General features: G+C 71.8%; 15 protein-coding genes. 8 read left to right on the forward strand and 7 right to left on the reverse strand.

The features are described 5' to 3' along the window. Positions 1–834 carry an FAS1-like dehydratase domain-containing protein gene (locus ACLBX8_RS06620; protein WP_447698719.1) on the forward strand — a complete coding sequence of 278 codons (834 nt, stop codon included), beginning with the start codon at positions 1–3 and terminating at the stop codon, positions 832–834. Positions 835–957: 123 nt separating this feature from the next. Here ACLBX8_RS06620 and ACLBX8_RS06625 read toward each other — a convergent pair whose 3' ends face one another. Next, a complete protein-coding gene (locus ACLBX8_RS06625) occupies positions 958–1,383 on the reverse strand; it encodes an organic hydroperoxide resistance protein (RefSeq protein ID WP_020091957.1) in 426 nt (141 codons plus the stop codon). A 104-nt stretch (positions 1,384–1,487) separates the two neighbouring features. Beyond that, positions 1,488–3,209 carry an adenine deaminase gene (gene ade / locus ACLBX8_RS06630; RefSeq protein WP_447698717.1) on the reverse strand — a complete coding sequence of 574 codons (1,722 nt, stop codon included), beginning with the start codon at positions 3,207–3,209 and terminating at the stop codon, positions 1,488–1,490. 127 nt (positions 3,210–3,336) lie between these two features. Here ade and ilvD point away from each other — a divergent pair, with 127 nt between their 5' ends. Next, complete coding sequence (gene ilvD / locus ACLBX8_RS06635; RefSeq protein ID WP_447698716.1) at positions 3,337–5,166, forward strand: dihydroxy-acid dehydratase; 1,830 nt, start codon at positions 3,337–3,339, stop codon at positions 5,164–5,166. On the opposite strand, the gene ACLBX8_RS06640 is transcribed toward ilvD, so the two are convergent. From ACLBX8_RS06640 to fcl, 3 genes are all read right to left on the reverse strand, one after another. Then, positions 5,167–5,865, reverse strand: a complete 699-nt coding sequence (locus tag ACLBX8_RS06640; protein ID WP_447698715.1) for a GDSL-type esterase/lipase family protein — start codon at positions 5,863–5,865, stop codon at positions 5,167–5,169. It abuts the gene before it with no gap. 3 nt (positions 5,866–5,868) lie between these two features. Then, entirely contained in the window at positions 5,869–6,891 is a 1,023-nt protein-coding gene (locus ACLBX8_RS06645) for an SGNH/GDSL hydrolase family protein (protein ID WP_447681328.1), read from the reverse strand. Between the two features lie 77 nt (positions 6,892–6,968). After that, positions 6,969–7,940, reverse strand: a complete 972-nt coding sequence (gene fcl / locus ACLBX8_RS06650; protein ID WP_447714786.1) for a GDP-L-fucose synthase — start codon at positions 7,938–7,940, stop codon at positions 6,969–6,971. Between the two features lie 321 nt (positions 7,941–8,261). Between fcl and ACLBX8_RS06655 the strand changes: the two genes are divergently transcribed. The 4 genes from ACLBX8_RS06655 (at position 8,262) to ACLBX8_RS06670 (ending at position 12,525) form a co-directional block, all read left to right on the forward strand. Continuing rightward, complete coding sequence (locus ACLBX8_RS06655; protein ID WP_447714787.1) at positions 8,262–9,725, forward strand: hypothetical protein; 1,464 nt, start codon at positions 8,262–8,264, stop codon at positions 9,723–9,725. A gap of 74 nt (positions 9,726–9,799) precedes the next feature. Then, positions 9,800–11,323: a phytoene desaturase gene (locus ACLBX8_RS06660; RefSeq protein WP_020091964.1), complete on the forward strand. Its 1,524-nt coding sequence runs from the start codon at positions 9,800–9,802 to the stop codon at positions 11,321–11,323. After that, positions 11,304–12,374 (forward strand): phytoene/squalene synthase family protein, encoded by a 1,071-nt coding sequence (locus tag ACLBX8_RS06665; protein ID WP_447714788.1) that lies wholly within the window; start codon positions 11,304–11,306, stop codon positions 12,372–12,374. The genes ACLBX8_RS06660 and ACLBX8_RS06665 overlap by 20 nt, the downstream gene beginning before the upstream one ends. A gap of 22 nt (positions 12,375–12,396) precedes the next feature. Then, positions 12,397–12,525, forward strand: a complete 129-nt coding sequence (locus ACLBX8_RS06670) for a hypothetical protein (protein WP_447714789.1) — start codon at positions 12,397–12,399, stop codon at positions 12,523–12,525. Between the two features lie 50 nt (positions 12,526–12,575). Here ACLBX8_RS06670 and ACLBX8_RS06675 read toward each other — a convergent pair whose 3' ends face one another. Continuing rightward, the gene (locus ACLBX8_RS06675; RefSeq protein ID WP_447714790.1) at positions 12,576–13,487 is read right to left on the reverse strand and encodes a PhzF family phenazine biosynthesis protein; all 912 of its coding nucleotides are present in this window, start codon (positions 13,485–13,487) and stop codon (positions 12,576–12,578) included. Between the two features lie 10 nt (positions 13,488–13,497). Continuing rightward, a complete protein-coding gene (gene hemC / locus ACLBX8_RS06680) occupies positions 13,498–14,421 on the reverse strand; it encodes a hydroxymethylbilane synthase (RefSeq protein ID WP_020091968.1) in 924 nt (307 codons plus the stop codon). A gap of 183 nt (positions 14,422–14,604) precedes the next feature. Here hemC and ACLBX8_RS06685 point away from each other — a divergent pair, with 183 nt between their 5' ends. Then, positions 14,605–15,525, forward strand: coding sequence for a metallophosphoesterase (locus ACLBX8_RS06685; protein WP_020091969.1), 921 nt, complete (start codon positions 14,605–14,607; stop codon positions 15,523–15,525). Between the two features lie 191 nt (positions 15,526–15,716). Then, the gene (locus ACLBX8_RS06690) at positions 15,717–16,271 is read left to right on the forward strand and encodes a tellurite resistance TerB family protein (RefSeq protein ID WP_091676961.1); all 555 of its coding nucleotides are present in this window, start codon (positions 15,717–15,719) and stop codon (positions 16,269–16,271) included. The last annotated feature ends 52 nt before the right edge of the window (positions 16,272–16,323 follow it).

Below are 16,323 nucleotides of genomic sequence, written 5' to 3' on the forward strand. Positions count from 1 at the left end.
ATGACCGATCTCAGCGCCTGGATCGGCCGGACGCGGGCGGCGTCCGACCTCGTCACCCCGCGCCTCCTCGCCGAGTTCCGCGCGACCTTCGCGCCGCACCTGGCGCCGGTCGCCGACGGGATCGCGCCGCCGGCCCTGCACTGGTGCCTCGCGCCGGAGACGCCGCCGGCCGACTCCCTCGGGCCCGACGGCCACGCCGCCAAGGGCGGCTTCCTGCCCCCGGTGCCGCTGCCCCGGCGGATGTGGGCGGGGGGCGAGATCGAGACGCTCTCCGACCTGCGCGCGGGGGACACGGTCACGCGCACCGAGACCGTGCGGGACGTCGCCTTCAAGAGCGGGCGGAGCGGGAGCCTGTGCTTCGTCACCGTCGACCACACGGTCTCGACAGAACGGGGCGTCACGATCCGCGAGCGGCAGGATATCGTCTACCGCGAGGCGGCGGGCGCGCAGACGGGAACCGGCGCCGCGCCCGAGCGCGACGGTTCCGAATCCTACGCGGTGATCTGGGAGGTGCCGGCGACCCCGACGCTGCTGTTCCGCTACTCGGCGATGACCTTCAACGGCCACCGCTTCCACTACGACCAGCCCTACGCGACGCGGGTGGAAGGCTACGCCGACCTCGTCGTGCACGGCCCGATGCAGGCGACGCTGCTGATGAACCTCGCCGCGACGCTCCTCGGACGCGTGCCGCGGACGTTCACGTATCGCGGCGTCGCGCCGATGACGGCGAACCAGGTGTTTCGGGTCTGCGGGCGGGTCGCCGGGACGGCGTTCGAGGGCGCGACCCTCGACGCGGGGGGCCAGGTCTGCATGCGGGCCCGGGCCGACGGGTGAGCGGCCGCGGACGCTCGGTCCGCATCCAAGATTGGGACGGGATCGGCACCGCCGTCGCGCCGCGCGCGGGCAAAAGCGGCACAGCGGCCCGCGGACGCGTCCGCGGGCCGGCCCCGGGCGGGATCAGGCCAGCTTCAGGCCAACGTTGACGTTGCCGCGGGTCGCGTTGGAGTACGGGCAGACCTGGTGGGCGGCGTCGACGAGCTTCTGCGCGTCGGCGCGGTCCAGGCCCGGGAGGCTGATGGTCAGGTCGGCGGTGATGCCGAAGCCGCCCTCGGAGCGCGGGCCGATGCCGACGTCGGCGGTGACGGTGGTCTCGGCCGGGACCTTCAGCTGCAGCGACGGCGCGACGGCCTTCATGGCGCCGAGGAAGCAGGCCGAGTAGCCGGACGCGAAGAGCTGCTCCGGGTTCGCGCCCGGACCGCCCGCGCCGCCGAGCTCCTTCGGGGTCGAGAGCTTGACCTCGAAGCTGCCGTCGGCAGTCCGGGCGGCGCCGTCGCGGCCGCCGGTGGCCGTGGCGGTGGTGCGGTACTTCACGTCTACGGGCATGGGACTCTCCGGTTTGGGGATGCCGCCGGCATGTAGGTGCCGACTCGCTTCCGCACAGCCCATTTAGATTGCGCACAATCTAATTTCAAGGATCAATCAGCGTTTCAAGGATCGATCAGCGCGAAGCGGTCGACATCGACGAGCCCTCGATCGGTGATCTTCAGGTGGGGGATCACAGGCAGGGGCAGGAAGGCCACCTGCAGGAAGGGTTCGGGAAGGACGACCTCCAGGCTTCGCGCCGCGTCGCGCAAGGTTACGAGCGAGCGGCGGATGGCGTCGAACGGCATGAGACTCATGAGCCCGGCGACCGGCAGCGCGATCTCGGCCAGCACCCGGCCGCCCTCGACCACCACGAAGCCGCCCTCGATCGCGCCGAGCCGGTTCACCGCCACGGCCATGTCGGCGTCGTCCGCCCCGACCACCGTGATGTTGTGGCTGTCGTGCCCGACCGACGAGGCGATGGCGCCGCGCTTGAGGCCGAACCCCTTCACGAACGCGACCCCGACGCCGCGCGCGCCCGGCTGTGTCCGGCCGTGGCGCTCGACCACCGCGACCTTGATGACGTCCTGGTCGAGGTCGATCCGGCGCTCGCCGCCGGAATAGGGCAGGGTCAGGTCGTGCCGCAGGGTGATGATCTTGCCGGGCACGACGCCGATCACCGGCGTCGACGGCCCGGAGCCCGGAGCGGCGAAGTCGGCGGCCGTCACGTGCCGCGCCCGCACGCTCCGGCGGCCGATCGGCTCGATCGACGCGCGCGCGTCGAAGAGCGCGGCGTCCACCGGCCGGCCCGCGCTGAGGACTTGCGACACGGCACAGGCGGCGAGATCGTCGAGCACCACGAGGTCGGCGCGCTGGCCGGGCGCGACGAGGCCCCGGTCGTGCAGCCCGAAGGCGCGGGCCGCCGACCAGGAGGCCGCCCGGTAGGCGGCCAGCGGCGGCACGCCGAGGGCGATGGCCGTGCGGATGACGAAGTCGAGGTGCCCCTCCTCGGCGATGTCGAGGGGATTCCGGTCGTCGGTGCAGAAGGCCAGGAACGGCGCCGTCCGCTCGGTCAGGATCGGCGCGAGGGCGTGCAGGTCCTTGCACACCGAGCCCTCGCGGATCAGCACGGTCATGCCCTTCGACAGCTTCTCGCGGGCCTCCTCGGGCGATGTCGCCTCGTGCTCGGTGCGGATGCCCGCCGCGATGTAGCCATTGAGGCCGAGGCCGCGCAGGAGCGGCGCGTGCCCGTCGATGTGCCGCCCCTGGAAGGCCGCGAGCTTGTCCAGCACGCCCGGGTCGCTCGCCAGAACACCCGGGAAGTTCATGAACTCGGCGAGGCCGATCACCTTCGGGTGCGTCGCGAAGGGCAGGAGATCCTGCGCCTCGATCCGGGCGCCCGAGGTCTCCAGGTGGTCGGTGGCTGGCACGCAGGACGAGAGCTGCACCCGCAGATCCATCGCCAGCGTCTCGGAGGATCTGAGGAACCACGTGAAGGCGTCGGTGCCGAGCACGTTGGCCATCTCGTGCGGGTCGCAGATCCCGGTGGTGACGCCGTGCGGCAGGACGCACCGCTCGTATTCCTGCGGCGGCATCAGCGACGACTCGACGTGGAAATGCGTGTCGATGAAGCCCGGCACCACGACCTTGCCGGACACGTCGATCTCCCGGGTGCCGCTATACGCTCCGAAGGTCCCGACGATCCGGTCGCCGCAGATCGCGATGTCGGAGGCCACCAGATCGCCGGTGACGAGGTCGAGGAAGTGGCCGCCCTTTAGGACCAGATCGGCTTCGGCCCGGCCCTGACCCTGCGCGATCGCGCGCCGGAGGAAATCCACCTGTGTCATCGTGATCCGCCCCTCCCTCCTGCCATCCGCCAGAAGCATGCCACGGGTGCCGGTCTCCCGGCGACGCTTGCGGATGCGCGGGCGCGGGCGCAGAAGCCCTTCACCTTTGAACCAGTCGAAGCTCTCGATGCCTGCCTATCGCTCACGCACCACCACCCACGGCCGCAACATGGCCGGTGCCCGCGGCCTCTGGCGCGCCACCGGCATGAAGGATTCGGATTTCGGCAAGCCGATCATCGCGGTGGTGAACTCCTTCACGCAGTTCGTGCCGGGCCACGTCCACCTGAAGGACCTCGGCCAGCTCGTCGCCCGGGAGATCGAGGCGGCCGGCGGCGTCGCCAAGGAGTTCAACACCATCGCGGTCGATGACGGGATCGCGATGGGCCACGATGGGATGCTGTACTCGCTGCCGTCCCGCGAGCTGATCGCCGATTCCGTCGAGTACATGGTCAACGCGCACTGCGCCGACGCGATGGTGTGCATCTCGAACTGCGACAAGATCACCCCCGGCATGCTGATGGCGACGCTGCGCCTCAACATCCCGACCGTCTTCGTCTCGGGCGGCCCGATGGAGGCCGGCAAGGTCCAGCTGCCGGGCATCGCCAGGAAGGTCGACCTCGTCGACGCGATGATCGCGGCGGCCGACGACCGGATTTCCGACGAGGACGTCGCCGTCATCGAGCGCTCCGCCTGCCCGACCTGCGGCTCCTGCTCGGGCATGTTCACGGCGAACTCGATGAACTGCCTCACCGAGGCGCTGGGTCTGGCGCTGCCGGGCAACGGCTCGGTGCTCGCCACCCACGCCGACCGCAAGCGCCTCTTCGTCGAGGCCGGCCATCTGATCGTCGATCTGGCCCGCCGCCACTACGAGCAGGACGACGCCAGCGTGCTGCCGCGCGCGGTCGCGAGCTTCCAGGCGTTCGAGAACGCCATGACCCTCGACATCGCCATGGGCGGCTCGACCAACACGGTGCTGCACCTGCTGGCCGCCGCCCACGAGGGCGAGGTGCCCTTCACCATGGCCGACATCGACCGGCTGTCCCGGCGGGTGCCGGTGCTGTGCAAGGTCGCCCCGGCGGTGGCCAACGTCCACATGGAGGACGTCCACCGGGCGGGCGGCATCATGGGGATCCTGGGCGAGCTCGACCGGGCCGGCCTGATCGACACCGGCGTCGGCAACGTCTCGGCCGGAACGCTCGGCGGGGCGCTCGCCCGCTGGGACGTGCGCGGCGAACCGGCCGCCTCGGTCCAGACCTTCTACCGCGCGGCCCCGGGCGGCGTGCCGACCCAGGTGGCGTTCAGCCAGGAATCGCGCTTCGACGCGCTCGACCTCGACCGGGAGGGCGGCGTCATCCGCGACGCGGCGCACGCCTACTCGCAGGATGGCGGCCTCGCCGTGCTCTACGGCAATCTCGCCGAGCAGGGCTGCATCGTGAAGACCGCGGGCGTCGACACCTCGATCCTGACCTTCACGGGCACCGCCCGCGTGTTCGAGAGCCAGGACGCGGCCGTCGACGGCATCCTCAACGGCAAGGTCACGGCCGGCGAGGTGGTGCTGATCCGCTACGAGGGCCCCCGCGGCGGCCCCGGCATGCAGGAGATGCTGTACCCGACGAGCTACCTGAAATCGAAGGGTCTGGGTAAGGCCTGCGCGCTCGTCACCGACGGACGATTCTCCGGCGGGTCGTCGGGCCTGTCCATCGGGCACGTCTCGCCCGAGGCGGCCGAGGGCGGCCTCATCGGCCTCGTGCGGGACGGCGACCGGATCGCCATCGACATCCCGAACCGGCGCATCCACCTCGATGTCGAGACGGGGGAGCTCGACCAGCGGCGGGCCGCCCAGGAGGCGGCGGGCTGGCAGCCGGCGAAGCCGCGCAAGCGGAAGGTGAGCGCGGCCCTGCGCGCCTACGCCATGCTCACGACGAGCGCGGCGCACGGCGCGGTGCGCCGGGTCTGATCAGCGGAGCTCGAGGACCAGGGCGGCGATGGCGGCCAACAGGGCCGCCGCCACCACCGCGACGCCGATGAGGCGCGCGCGGACGGACCGGGCCGTGTTCGCGGGCGCACCGTTCACCGACAGGGCAGGGGCGGATGGGGCGTCCGGGATGCGCCCCAGCGCCCGGAGCATCAACGGCTCGATCGCCGCGTATCCGGCCGGGCTCAGGTGGAGCCCGTCCGTCCCGTAATCCGGCCGGAGTCCGCCGGTCTCGGACACCAGCACGGCGTGGTAATCGATGAACGTCGCGCCGTGCTCGTGGGCGTGATCCCGGAGCCACGCGTTGACCGCCGCGATCATGGCGGGGGCGTCCCGCACCTCCGGATTCCACGGGATGCCGTCCACCGGCGTGAGCGAGCCGATCCAGGCCTTCACGCCCAGGGCACGGGCCTCGTCGAGCATGCCGGCGAGCGTGCGGCAGATCTCCTCGACCGGGACGAAGACACCCTCGTTGCGGCCGATATCGTTGACGCCGCACAGGAGATGCACGCCCCGGGCGCCGGTCTCCGCGAGGTCGCGGGCGAACCGCATGGTGATCCAGCGCGCCGTCTGCCCGGAGCCGCCACGGGGGATGAGGTCGTAGGCCTCGAAAGTGCCGGCCCGGTGGAAGCCCCAGAGCTCCGTGATCGAGTCGCCCACGAAGACGATCGGTTCGGCCATGGCTCAGGCGGCCGTCGCCGCCCCGACCGTCTCGACCACCTCCGCCTGGAGACGGTCGGCCATCACTTGGCGCCCCTCCGAAGTCACGTGGACGATGTCGGTGAACAGGGCGCGGGCGTCGGCCTCGAACAGCCGGCTCAGATCCCGCGCCGCGAAAGACCGGTCGGCCGTGTCCAGCCGCCCGAGGACACTCTCGAAGCGCTCGTACTGGCGGTCGAGATAGGCGAGGAACGCGCCGGACGCGGCGCCGGCCTCCGCGCCCGCGAGCGCCCCCTTGCGGACGACCGTCGGCTGCAGGAGGAACCGGACCGGCGCGCCGATCCCGGGCGCGAGCCGCGCGAGGCGCCTGAGCGCCAGCTCGAACTGCCGCACCACCTCCCATTCCCAGATGTCGGACTGCCAGTTCGTCAGCGCGCGCAGGTTCTCGAGGCGATTGAAGATCATCGCCTGCAGGCCGTCATACGACAGGTCCTCCGCGTCCTCGGCGGATTTCCTCGGGTCGAAGAAGTAGTCGTAGAGGCTCTCGTTCGCGAAGTGATTGTAGGGAACGCCGGCCCGCGGATCGAAGCTCCACGGCTGGAAGATGTCGGTCGCGCCGCCGACCACCAGGATGACGTCGGGCTGCAGGTCCATCAGCCGCGTCGTGATCAGGGCGATCATCTGGTTGAGACAGGCCGAGACCGCGCCGAAATTGTAGACCCGCGCGCCGGGCCCGTGCGCCTGCTTCAGCCCGGTCTCCAGGCGTCCGGGCACGGTATCGGCGAAGACCTGGCCGTCGATCAGCGTGCTGTCGCCGACGACGAAGACCCGCAGCGTCTCGGAGGGCGGCCGCGCGTCCGCGTGCGCGTCGTTGCGATACCCAAGGGCGTCGTAGCGCCAGCCCTGACCGGACGCCTCGGTCAGCGGCTTCCCGGCGAACTGCGCGTAGGGCGCGGGAAACCGGCTGTTCGCGTCGAAGTTCTGGAAGCTCTGCAGGAACTTCCGCCGTCGCGCGTCCGCGCTGTCGTCGGGCGGCCGGTGGGCCATGGTCCGTCTCCTCGCCGGGCGGATGCCCGGTGGCTGTGCGATGGTCGGTGAGCCGGGCGGCGGGACTGCGGGCCCGGTCAGCTCCGCAGCGTCGCGTGGTTCTCCAGGAACCAGCCGTAGGTCTGGCGCAGGCCGTCCTCGAGGGCGATCTCCGGCCGCCAACCCATCGCCCGCAGCCGCGACACGTCCATCAGCTTGCGCGGCGTGCCGTCGGGCTTGGTCGCGTCGAACGCCAGCTCCCCCCCGTAGCCGATCACCCGCGCGAGCGCCTCGGCGAGCTGACGGATGGTGCAGTCCTCACCCGTCCCGACGTTGATGTGCGAGAGGTCGGGGCGCGTGTTCGCGGCGTAGACCGCGTCGTCCATCTCCATCACGTAGACGCTGGCCCGCGCCATGTCGTCGACGTGCAGGAACTCGCGCATCGCCCGGCCGGTGCCCCAGACCGTGACCTTCGCCAGACCCTCCCGCTTCGCCTCGTGGAAGCGGCGCATCAGCGCCGGCAGCACGTGGGCGTTCTCGGGATGGAAGTTGTCGTTCGGGCCGTAGAGGTTCGTCGGCATCACGCTGCGATAGCGGCGCCCATACTGGCGGTTGTAGCTCTCGCACATCTTGATCCCCGCGATCTTGGCGATCGCGTAGGGCTCGTTGGTCGGCTCGAGCAGCCCGGTCAGCAGGGCGTCCTCGCGCATCGGCTGGGGCGCGAGCTTCGGGTAGATGCAGGACGAGCCCAGGAACAGCAGCCGGTCGACGCCGTGCGTGTGCGCGGCGTCGATCAGGTTCGACTGGATCAGCAGGTTCTCGTGGATGAACTCGGCCGGGTAGGTGTTGTTGGCGTGGATGCCGCCGACGCGCGCGGCGGCGAGGTAGACCTGGTCGATGCGGTTCTCGGCGAAGAAGCGCCGGACCGCGGCCTGATCGAGGAGGTCGAGGGTCCGGCGGTCGGCCGTGAGGATCCGCTCGTGACCGAGCTCACGCAGGCGACGCACGATCGCCGAGCCCACCATGCCGCGATGGCCCGCCACGAAAATGGTCTGACCTCGACCGTCCATCACGCGTCCGTTCCCTGCCGAAAGCTCGGATTTCCAAGCCCCTATAGCCCCTTTGCGGCGCGATATCGCCGCGCAAACACGCGTTTTCTGAGGCGGGCGACGGCGCGCGCGCCGGCCTCCGCGAACCGCGTCATTGTACGGGAAACGACGAAACCAAATACAACTGAAAGTTAGCGTTAATCATTCTACCAGAAGCTGCATCTCGTTCCTGCTTGCCGACCAACGGGTTGCAGGGCCGGATCGGAATCGCTCCCCGGCCGCGCAGCAATGGAGTTCCAGATGCGTCCCTTGACCGTCGTCCCGGTTACGCCGCGGACTGCGATGATCGCTGTCCTCCGTCCGGGCGCCGCCCGCGCGATCCCGATCGCGGCCGGGCTCCTGCTCTGCACGGCCCTGGCGACGCCCGCCCAGGCGCAGCTCCTGCGCGGCGCGCTGGATACAACCACGAATGGCATCCTCGGCACCGGGCTCACGATCGGCACGAGCAGCCCCGGCAGCGGCGTGCTCGGAACCGGCCTCAATGTCGGCACGACGAGCGGCGGGCTTCTCGGCACCGGCGTCACGGTCGGTACCACAGATCCCGGCACCGGCGTGCTGGGGACCGGCCTCAACGTAGGAACCACCAGCGGGGGTGTGCTCGGGACCGGCGTGCTCGTCGGCACGACCGGTCCGGGAGACGGGCTGCTCGGCACCGGTCTCACCCTGGGAACCGCGGGAGGGACCGGAACGGGCGGCTGCGGCACTTGCGGCGGCACCGGCGGGGGTGGGACCGGCGGAGGCGGAACCGGTGGTGGTACCGGTGGCGGGTCTAATCAGGGCATCTACATCATCACCGGCAACGTGACGCAGTCCCAGGGGCAGACCGTCATCAACGAGCTGAGGCTCTCGCAGCTCACGAGCGTCACGGGCGTCGCCGCCAACAATACCAGCAACCAGGCCGCGCCGATCGCCGTCGGCAGCGACGCGCTGGCGGTGGGCTACGGTTCGAGCGCGGCCGGGACGGCCTCGACCGCGGTCGGCACGGGCGCCAGCGCCGCCAACACCGGCAGCGTCGCCCTCGGCTACGCGGCCAGCGCGCAGGGCCTCGGCGGAACGGCCATCGGCACGGCCTCCGCGGCGTCCGGAGCCGGCAGCACCGCCCTGGGCTTCGTCGCCGGCGCGACCGGGACCGGCTCGACCGCCGTCGGCGCGGCCGCCTCGGCGGCCGGCAACAACAGCGTCGCGCTCGGCAACGGGGCGGCCGCCAATCAGGCCAACACGATCGCGATCGGCGCGAACGTGAAGACGACCCAGGCCAACCAGGTGGCGATCGGCAATTCCGCGAACACCTACACGCTGGCCGGCATCGCCTCGCAGGCGAGCACCGCCGCCCAGAGCGGAGCGACGGCCTTCGTGACCACGGACGCGAACGGTAACCTCGCGGCCTCGGCCTACGGACCGTCGACGATCGCCGGCCTCGGCAACCGGATCGATTCGGTGCAGGCGCAGGTCAACAACCTGGAAGCCAAGACCGACTCGGTCCAGCGCTACGCGATCCAGACGCGGAAGGAGGCCCGGCAGGGCGTCGCCATGGCCATCGCGATGGCGACCGCGCCGATGCCGTCGGCGCCGGGCAAGACGACCTGGGCCACCAACGGGGCGACCTACCGGGGCGAGTGGGCCGGCGGTCTCGCTGTGGCGCACCGGTTGCCGACCTGCTGCGTCCCGATCGCGGTGACCGCCGGCGTGGCCTACGGCGGCGACAACGCTGTCGGTGTCCGCGCCGGCCTCGCGGGCGAGTTCTGACGCGACCATCGCCGCCAGGAACGCGCATGATTTCGTCCTTGCGCGGCGGGAAAGGACCGCGATAGTGTCAAGCAATGCTGACACTCGCGGTCGACCATCGGGTTGCGCAAGAGATCGATCGGCGCCCGCACGCCGTCGTGGTCGGCTCGGGCTTCGGCGGTCTCGCCGCGGCGGTCCGGCTGGGCGCGCGCGGCTATCGCGTCACCGTCTTGGAGCGCCTCGCGCAGCCCGGGGGACGGGCCCGCGTCCACAGGCAGGACGGCTTCACCTTCGACGCCGGTCCGACCATCGTTACCGCGCCCCAGCTCTTCGAGGAGTTGTGGCAGCTCGCCGGCCGCAGGCTCGCCGACGACGTGACGCTGGTGCCGATGGATCCGTTCTACCGGATCCGCTTCGCCGACGGCACGTCCTTCGCCTACAGCGGCGACGTGGACCGGATGCGCGCCGAGGTGGCCCGCTTCGCGCCGGACGACGTCGCGGGGTACGAGCGCTTCATGGCGCACAGCCGCGCCGTCTGCCGGATCGGGTTCGAGCAGCTCGGACACGTGCCGTTCGGCAGCGTCGGCGCGATGCTCAAGATCGCGCCCGACCTGCTGCGCCTCTCGGGACACCGCTCGGTGCACGACGTGGTGGCGCGCTTCATCCGCGACGAGCGGCTGCGCACGGTCTTCAGCTTCCATCCGCTCCTGATCGGCGGCAACCCGTTCCGGGCCAGCGCCATCTACTGCCTGATCGCCGACCTCGAGCGGCGCTGGGGCGTTCACTTCGCGATGGGCGGTACGGGGCAGCTGGTCGACGGGCTGGTGCGGCTGATCCGGTCGCAGGGCGGCCGCCTGCGCCTCGGCGTCGAGGTCGCGCGCATCCGGGTCGAGGCGGGGGCGGCCACCGGCGTCGACCTGACCAGCGGCGAGACGATCGCGGCCGACGTCGTGGTGTCCAATGCCGATTCGGCCGTGACGCACGCGCGCCTGCTTCCGGAGGCGCAGCGCTGGAGCCCGGGGCGGTTCCAGCGAGCCCGCTCGTCGATGGGACTGTTCGTCTGGTACTTCGGCACCAAGCGGCGCTACCCGGCGGTGGATCACCACACGATCCTGCTCGGGCCCCGATACCGCGGCCTGCTCGCCGACATCTTCGACCGCAAGGTGCTGGCCGAGGACGCGAGCCTCTACCTGCACCGTCCGACCGCCACCGATCCGAGCCTCGCCCCGCCGGGATGCGACGCCTTCTACGTGCTGGCCCCGGTGCCGAACCTCGCCGGCGGCCAGGATTGGCAGACCCTCGCCGAACCGTACCGGCGCCGGATCGCCGCCCTGCTCGAGGCGAGCGTGATGCCCGGCCTGTCGGAGGCCATCGTGACCTCGAAGGTGACGACGCCGCTGGATTTCCAGGACGATTTCCTGAGCTACCGGGGCTCCGGATTCGGCCTGGAGCCGGTGCTGACGCAATCGGCCTGGTTCCGTCCGCACAACCGGTCGAGCGCAGTCCGCAACCTCTACCTCGTGGGGGCCGGCACGCATCCGGGGGCCGGCCTCCCCGGGGTGCTGTCCTCCGCCCGCATCCTCGACAGCGTGGTCCCCGATGCCCGCGTTACCGCCTGAATTCGCCGCCGCGGCCGACCGGACCGCCTGCCGGATGGCGATCCGGGCCGGCTCGAAGAGCTTCTTCGCGGCCGGCCAGCTGCTGCCGGCCGACATGCGCGAGGCGGCTTACGGCCTCTACGCCTTCTGCCGGCTGTCCGACGATCTCGTCGACGATGCGGCGAGCCCGGCTGACCGGCGCGGCGCCGTGGCGCGTCTCGAGACCCGGATCGGCCAAGCCTATGCGGGCCGTCCCGCCGACGCCCCGGCGGACCGCGCCTTCGCGGAGATCGTCGCGGCCCACGCGATCCCGGAAGCGCTGCCGCGCGCGCTGATCGAGGGCTTCGCCTGGGACGCCGAGGGCCGGCGCTACGGCGATCTCGGGGCGCTCCACGCCTACGCTGCCCGGGTCGCGGGCTCGGTCGGGGCGATGATGGCCCTGATCATGGGGACCCGCTGTCCCGACGCGCTGGCCCGCGCCTGCGATCTCGGCGCCGCGATGCAGCTCACCAACATCGCGCGCGACGTCGGCGAGGACGCGCGGATGGGCCGCCTCTACCTGCCGCTGGACTGGATGCGGGAGGCGGGGCTCGATCCGGACGCGTTCCTCGCCGGTCCGCGGCCGAGCCCGGCCCTGGCCGGCGTGGTGGCCCGCCTCCTCGCCGAGGCGGACAGCCTCTACGCGCGCGCCGAGGCGGGCATCGCGGTGCTGCCACGCGGCTGCCGGCCCTCGATCCGGGCGGCGGGGCTGATCTACGCCGAGATCGGCCGGGTCGTTGCGGCGCAGGGCTACGATTCGGTCCGCCACCGCGCCCGGGTCACGACGGCGCGGAAGCTCGCCCTGATCGTCCGCGCGATCCGAACGCCCGCGGACGCGGCCGGCCTCGGCGCGGCCCCGCTTCCCGAGACGGCGTTCCTGATCGAGGCCGTGGCGGCCGAGCCGGTCCTGCCGATGCGCGCGCGCCCGGCGCTGCGGCCCTGGTGGGACGTCGGCGGCCGGGTCGTGCACGTCCTCGACCTGATCGAGCGGATGCGCGAGCGCGAGGCGTTCGGCCGCTCCGCACCGTCCTGATCGGCGCGGCGGAGGCTCATCGGTGCGCGACGGGCTGTTCGCCGCCCTCGATATCGGACTCGTCTTCGCCCTGGCGCTGGGTGTCGGGGCCTGGCAGCTCATCGCGGTCCGCCGCAGCATCCGCCGCGACCGGGACGGCAAGGTGGATTGAGACCACGGTTACCGACGGCGGCCTCCGGGCCGTGACGGCGCGGTGAGCCACTACCCCGCGATCCGGCCGCCCTCATCCGTCGCGGTCACGCGGTCGGCGGATTCGGCGAGCGCGACGTCGCCCTCCAGCAGGCACCCGACCGGGCGGCCGTCCACGAAGCCGAGCCGCACCCGGATCTCGGACAGGCGGCCCATAGCCCGACCCTGCAGGATCCGGATCGGACGGTCGTCCGGCTCGATGAGGCCGTCCTGCAACAGCCCGAAGGCCAGGGCGGCGGCCGCGATGCCCGTGGCGGCGTCCTCGGGATAGCCGGAGGCGCGGGGAAACTGCCGCGCCTCGAACAGCCGGGCCGGGCCGTCGAGCACGGCGTAGGGGTAGAGCCCGGTCGACCCGATCCGCGTGCAGGCAGCCTCGACGGCATCGCTGGCGGGCGCGAGGGCGTTCAGCGCCGCCGCGTCGCGCATCGGCACGAGCGTCTTGATCCGGGACGTCACAGCGTTGTGGACCGGCCGCGCAGCGAGGGCGTCGCGCCCGATTCCGAGCGCCGCTTGGGCTGCGGCGCTCTGCTCGTCCGCCAGGGGCCGCACGCGGCCGACCGACTGCGTGATCGCGACGCTCCAAGCATCCGCGCCGCGCGGGCTGACGAACCCCGTTACGGAACCGCTGCCGGTGGCGATGCGGACCGACCCCTCCGGGAGGCGCCCCTCGCGGGCGAGCACCCACAGGACGCCGATCGTGGCGTGGGCGCACATCTCCATCTCGTGGTTCGGCACGAAGAAGCGGAGGTGCAGATCGTGGGCCGGGTCATCGGCCGGCAGCGCGAAGCCCGATTCGTGGCCGTACCGCCGGGCGACGCCCCGCATGGCCTCCGCGTCGAGGGCCCGCGCGTCGGAGACGACGGGACAGGGATTGCCGCCCGTGCCGGCGTGCGTGAAGACGTCGACCACAGTCACGCGGGGCATCGGCCGGCCCTCACTGGAGGTGGCGGGTATAGGTGTCGCCGGCCGCCGCCTTGAGCGCCGCGCCCGCCTCGCGGCCGATCCGCTCCGCCTCCGCGACGGGCCCCTGCCGGGACGCCGCCCAGTGGCGGCTGCCGTCGGGCAGGAAGAGCAGCCCGTCGATCCGCAGAGTGTCCCCGTCGATCTGCGCCAGGGCGGCGATGGGCGTCCGGCAGGACCCGTCGAGTTCCGCGAGCAGCGCCCGCTCGGCCGAGACCGCGATGGTGGTCCGCGCGCAGGCGATGGGCGCCAGGAGGTCGCGGATCGCCGCGTCGTCCGAGCGGCACTCGATGCCGAGGGCGCCCTGCGCCACGGCCGGCAGCATCTCCTCGACCGACAGGACGCTGCGCGCCATGCTCTCCAGGCCGAGGCGCTCCAGGCCCGCGATGGCGAGGAGCGTCGCGTCGCACTCGCCGGCCTCGAGCTTGCGCATCCGGGTGTTGGCGTTGCCCCGCAGCGGGACCACTCGGAGATCGGGCCGCCGCATCAGCACCTGCGCGCCGCGGCGGAGCGACGAGGTCCCGACCCGAGCGCCGGCCGGCAGCCCCGCCAATCCGTCGGCGTGCGGCGACAGGAACGCGTCCCGCGGGTCGTCGCGCGCGAGGATGCAGGCGATGGTGAGGCCGTCGGGGAGCCAGGTCTCCACGTCCTTCATCGAATGCACGGCGACGTCGACCTCGCCGGCGAACAGGGCCTGTTCCAGCTCCTTGGTGAACAGGCCCTTGCCGCCGATCTCGGACAGGGGCCGGTCCAGGATCTTGTCGGCCACGGTGGTCACGACCACCAGTTCGGTCTCGAGGCCCGGATTGGCCGCCACGATCCGGTCCCGCACCATCCCGGTCTGCGCGAGCGCCATCGGAGAGCCGCGGGTGCCGATGCGCAGGGGGCGGTTCAACATCTGTTCCGGATCGCTTCGCTGGACGAGACACTGCCTTATAGACCGAGCGCGGCGGCAGGCCACATTCCGTCAACCGGTTTCGGGCCAGGGTCTCGCGGCCGTGAAGGCGGCCCGCCCCGCTTTCGCCGGACTGCGCGCCTAGCGGGACCCCGGCGGGTTCTGGAGCCTACAGGTCTTATCGCGATGCTGATCATGCCGAGCCGCCGGCAGTTCCTGACCGGGCTCGGCGTGGGCGCCGGCCTCACCGCCGCGACGGGCGTCTACGCCTTCGACGTCGAGCCGCTGCACCGGCTCGTGGTCACGTCCTACGCGCCGTCCCTGCCGCGCTGGGATCCGGCGCTGCGCCTGCGGGTGGCGGTGCTGGCGGATTTCCACATCTGCGAGCCGTACATGCCGTTCGACCGGGTGGCGGAGATCGTCGCGGCCACCAACGCCCTCGCGCCCGATCTGGTCCTGCTGCTCGGCGACTACCCGGCCGGGCGCATCGCGTGGCGCAAGCTGCCGCTCGACCAGTTCGCCCGGATGATGACCGAGCTGAAGGCGCCCCTCGGCACGCACGCGATTCTCGGCAACCACGATTGGTGGGACGACCACGCCGTCCAGCGGGCCGGCCGCGGCGTTCCGGCGGTGCGGCGCCTACTGGAGGCGCAGGGCATCCCGGTCCTGGAGAATCAGGCCGTGCGCCTCGTGAAGGACGGGCGGCCGTTCTGGCTGGCCGGGCTCGGCGACCAGCTGCCGTTCCTCAACGCGTGGAGCACGTTCAGCCTGGCCGACCTGCCGCGAACGCTGCGAGCGGTCACGGACTCGGCGCCCGTGATCCTGATGGCCCACGAACCCGACATCTTCGTCTCCGTGCCCGACCGCGTCTCGCTGACCCTCGCCGGCCACACCCATGGCGGCCAGGTCCGGCTGTTCGGCCACGCCCCCGCCATCCGGAAGGTGCGCGGCCACGATTACTCCTACGGCCACATCGTTCAGGACGGCCGCCACATGATCGTCTCGGGCGGTTTCGGGATGAGCCGGATCCCGGTGCGGATGGGCGTCCCGCCGGAGATCGTCCTCCTCGAACTCGGCACGTCGGACGCCTCCGCGACCGCCAGCTGAGCGCGCCAGAGCGTCACGCGGATGCCGACGGTCGCCGCATCGGTGAAGTAGATCCAGGTCGCGCGCAATGGATGTGTCGCCTGCGCGCGCGATCCCGCAAGTCACAGCGGTCATTCGCAGGCATTGACGCGGGTTTGACACACCGAGATGTGCGTGAGAGCGTCCCGCGTCGATTCGATCTGGGGACGCTCATGCCGATCCTGCTCGGCCTCATCGGGATCATCGTCGCGGGACTGTTCTGGATCTTGCGGACGCACGGGACCGTCAAGGGCCTGCAGGAGGTCAACCGGGACACGAAGGGGCTTCAGCGCCGCGCCGTCTCGACCTTCCAGAACCTCGTGGGGACGCCGTTGCAGCGCGTCCGCGACCCGCGCCTGGCGGCGGTGATCCTGATGATCCAGCTGGTCCGGACCGGCAGCCCCCTCACCGCCAGCGAGAAAACGCGGATCCTCGAATACATGGAGCGTCCGCTCGAGGTGGATCGGATCTCGGCCACCTTCGAGCGAGCCTGGGGCTACACGCAGGCGCGTCTCCCGTTCTCGCAGGTCGCCGACGCCCTGGCGCCGCTGCTGCGCGACGCGCTGACGGTGTCCGAGCGGGGCGAGCTGATCGCGATGCTGACCCAGGTGGCCAGCGCGCATTCCCCGCCCAGCGAGTTGCAGCGGGAGGGCATCGCCCGCCTCAAGCGGCGCCTCCTCGTCGGCGAGGGACCCGTCTTGGTCAGGGGACGGGGCGAATCCGCCTGATCCGCATCGGGGTGGGGCGCGGCGCGCCGGAACGCCGCGCCGCTCGCCTTTC

Source organism: Methylobacterium sp. D48H (assembly GCF_053345715.1).

Coding starts and splice junctions, on each gene's coding strand:
- ACLBX8_RS06655 (WP_447714787.1), top strand. CDS start 8,262: ATGATCGCTGTCCTCCGTCCGGGCGCCGCCCGCGCGATCCCGATCGCG.
- ACLBX8_RS06690 (WP_091676961.1), top strand. CDS start 15,717: ATGCCGATCCTGCTCGGCCTCATCGGGATCATCGTCGCGGGACTGTTC.
- ACLBX8_RS06660 (WP_020091964.1), top strand. CDS start 9,800: ATGCTGACACTCGCGGTCGACCATCGGGTTGCGCAAGAGATCGATCGG.
- fcl (WP_447714786.1), bottom strand. CDS start 7,940: ATGGACGGTCGAGGTCAGACCATTTTCGTGGCGGGCCATCGCGGCATG.
- ACLBX8_RS06645 (WP_447681328.1), bottom strand. CDS start 6,891: ATGGCCCACCGGCCGCCCGACGACAGCGCGGACGCGCGACGGCGGAAG.
- ACLBX8_RS06640 (WP_447698715.1), bottom strand. CDS start 5,865: ATGGCCGAACCGATCGTCTTCGTGGGCGACTCGATCACGGAGCTCTGG.
- ACLBX8_RS06665 (WP_447714788.1), top strand. CDS start 11,304: ATGCCCGCGTTACCGCCTGAATTCGCCGCCGCGGCCGACCGGACCGCC.
- ilvD (WP_447698716.1), top strand. CDS start 3,337: ATGCCTGCCTATCGCTCACGCACCACCACCCACGGCCGCAACATGGCC.
- ACLBX8_RS06625 (WP_020091957.1), bottom strand. CDS start 1,383: ATGCCCGTAGACGTGAAGTACCGCACCACCGCCACGGCCACCGGCGGC.
- ACLBX8_RS06620 (WP_447698719.1), top strand. CDS start 1: ATGACCGATCTCAGCGCCTGGATCGGCCGGACGCGGGCGGCGTCCGAC.
- ade (WP_447698717.1), bottom strand. CDS start 3,209: ATGACACAGGTGGATTTCCTCCGGCGCGCGATCGCGCAGGGTCAGGGC.
- hemC (WP_020091968.1), bottom strand. CDS start 14,421: ATGTTGAACCGCCCCCTGCGCATCGGCACCCGCGGCTCTCCGATGGCG.
- ACLBX8_RS06675 (WP_447714790.1), bottom strand. CDS start 13,487: ATGCCCCGCGTGACTGTGGTCGACGTCTTCACGCACGCCGGCACGGGC.
- ACLBX8_RS06685 (WP_020091969.1), top strand. CDS start 14,605: ATGCTGATCATGCCGAGCCGCCGGCAGTTCCTGACCGGGCTCGGCGTG.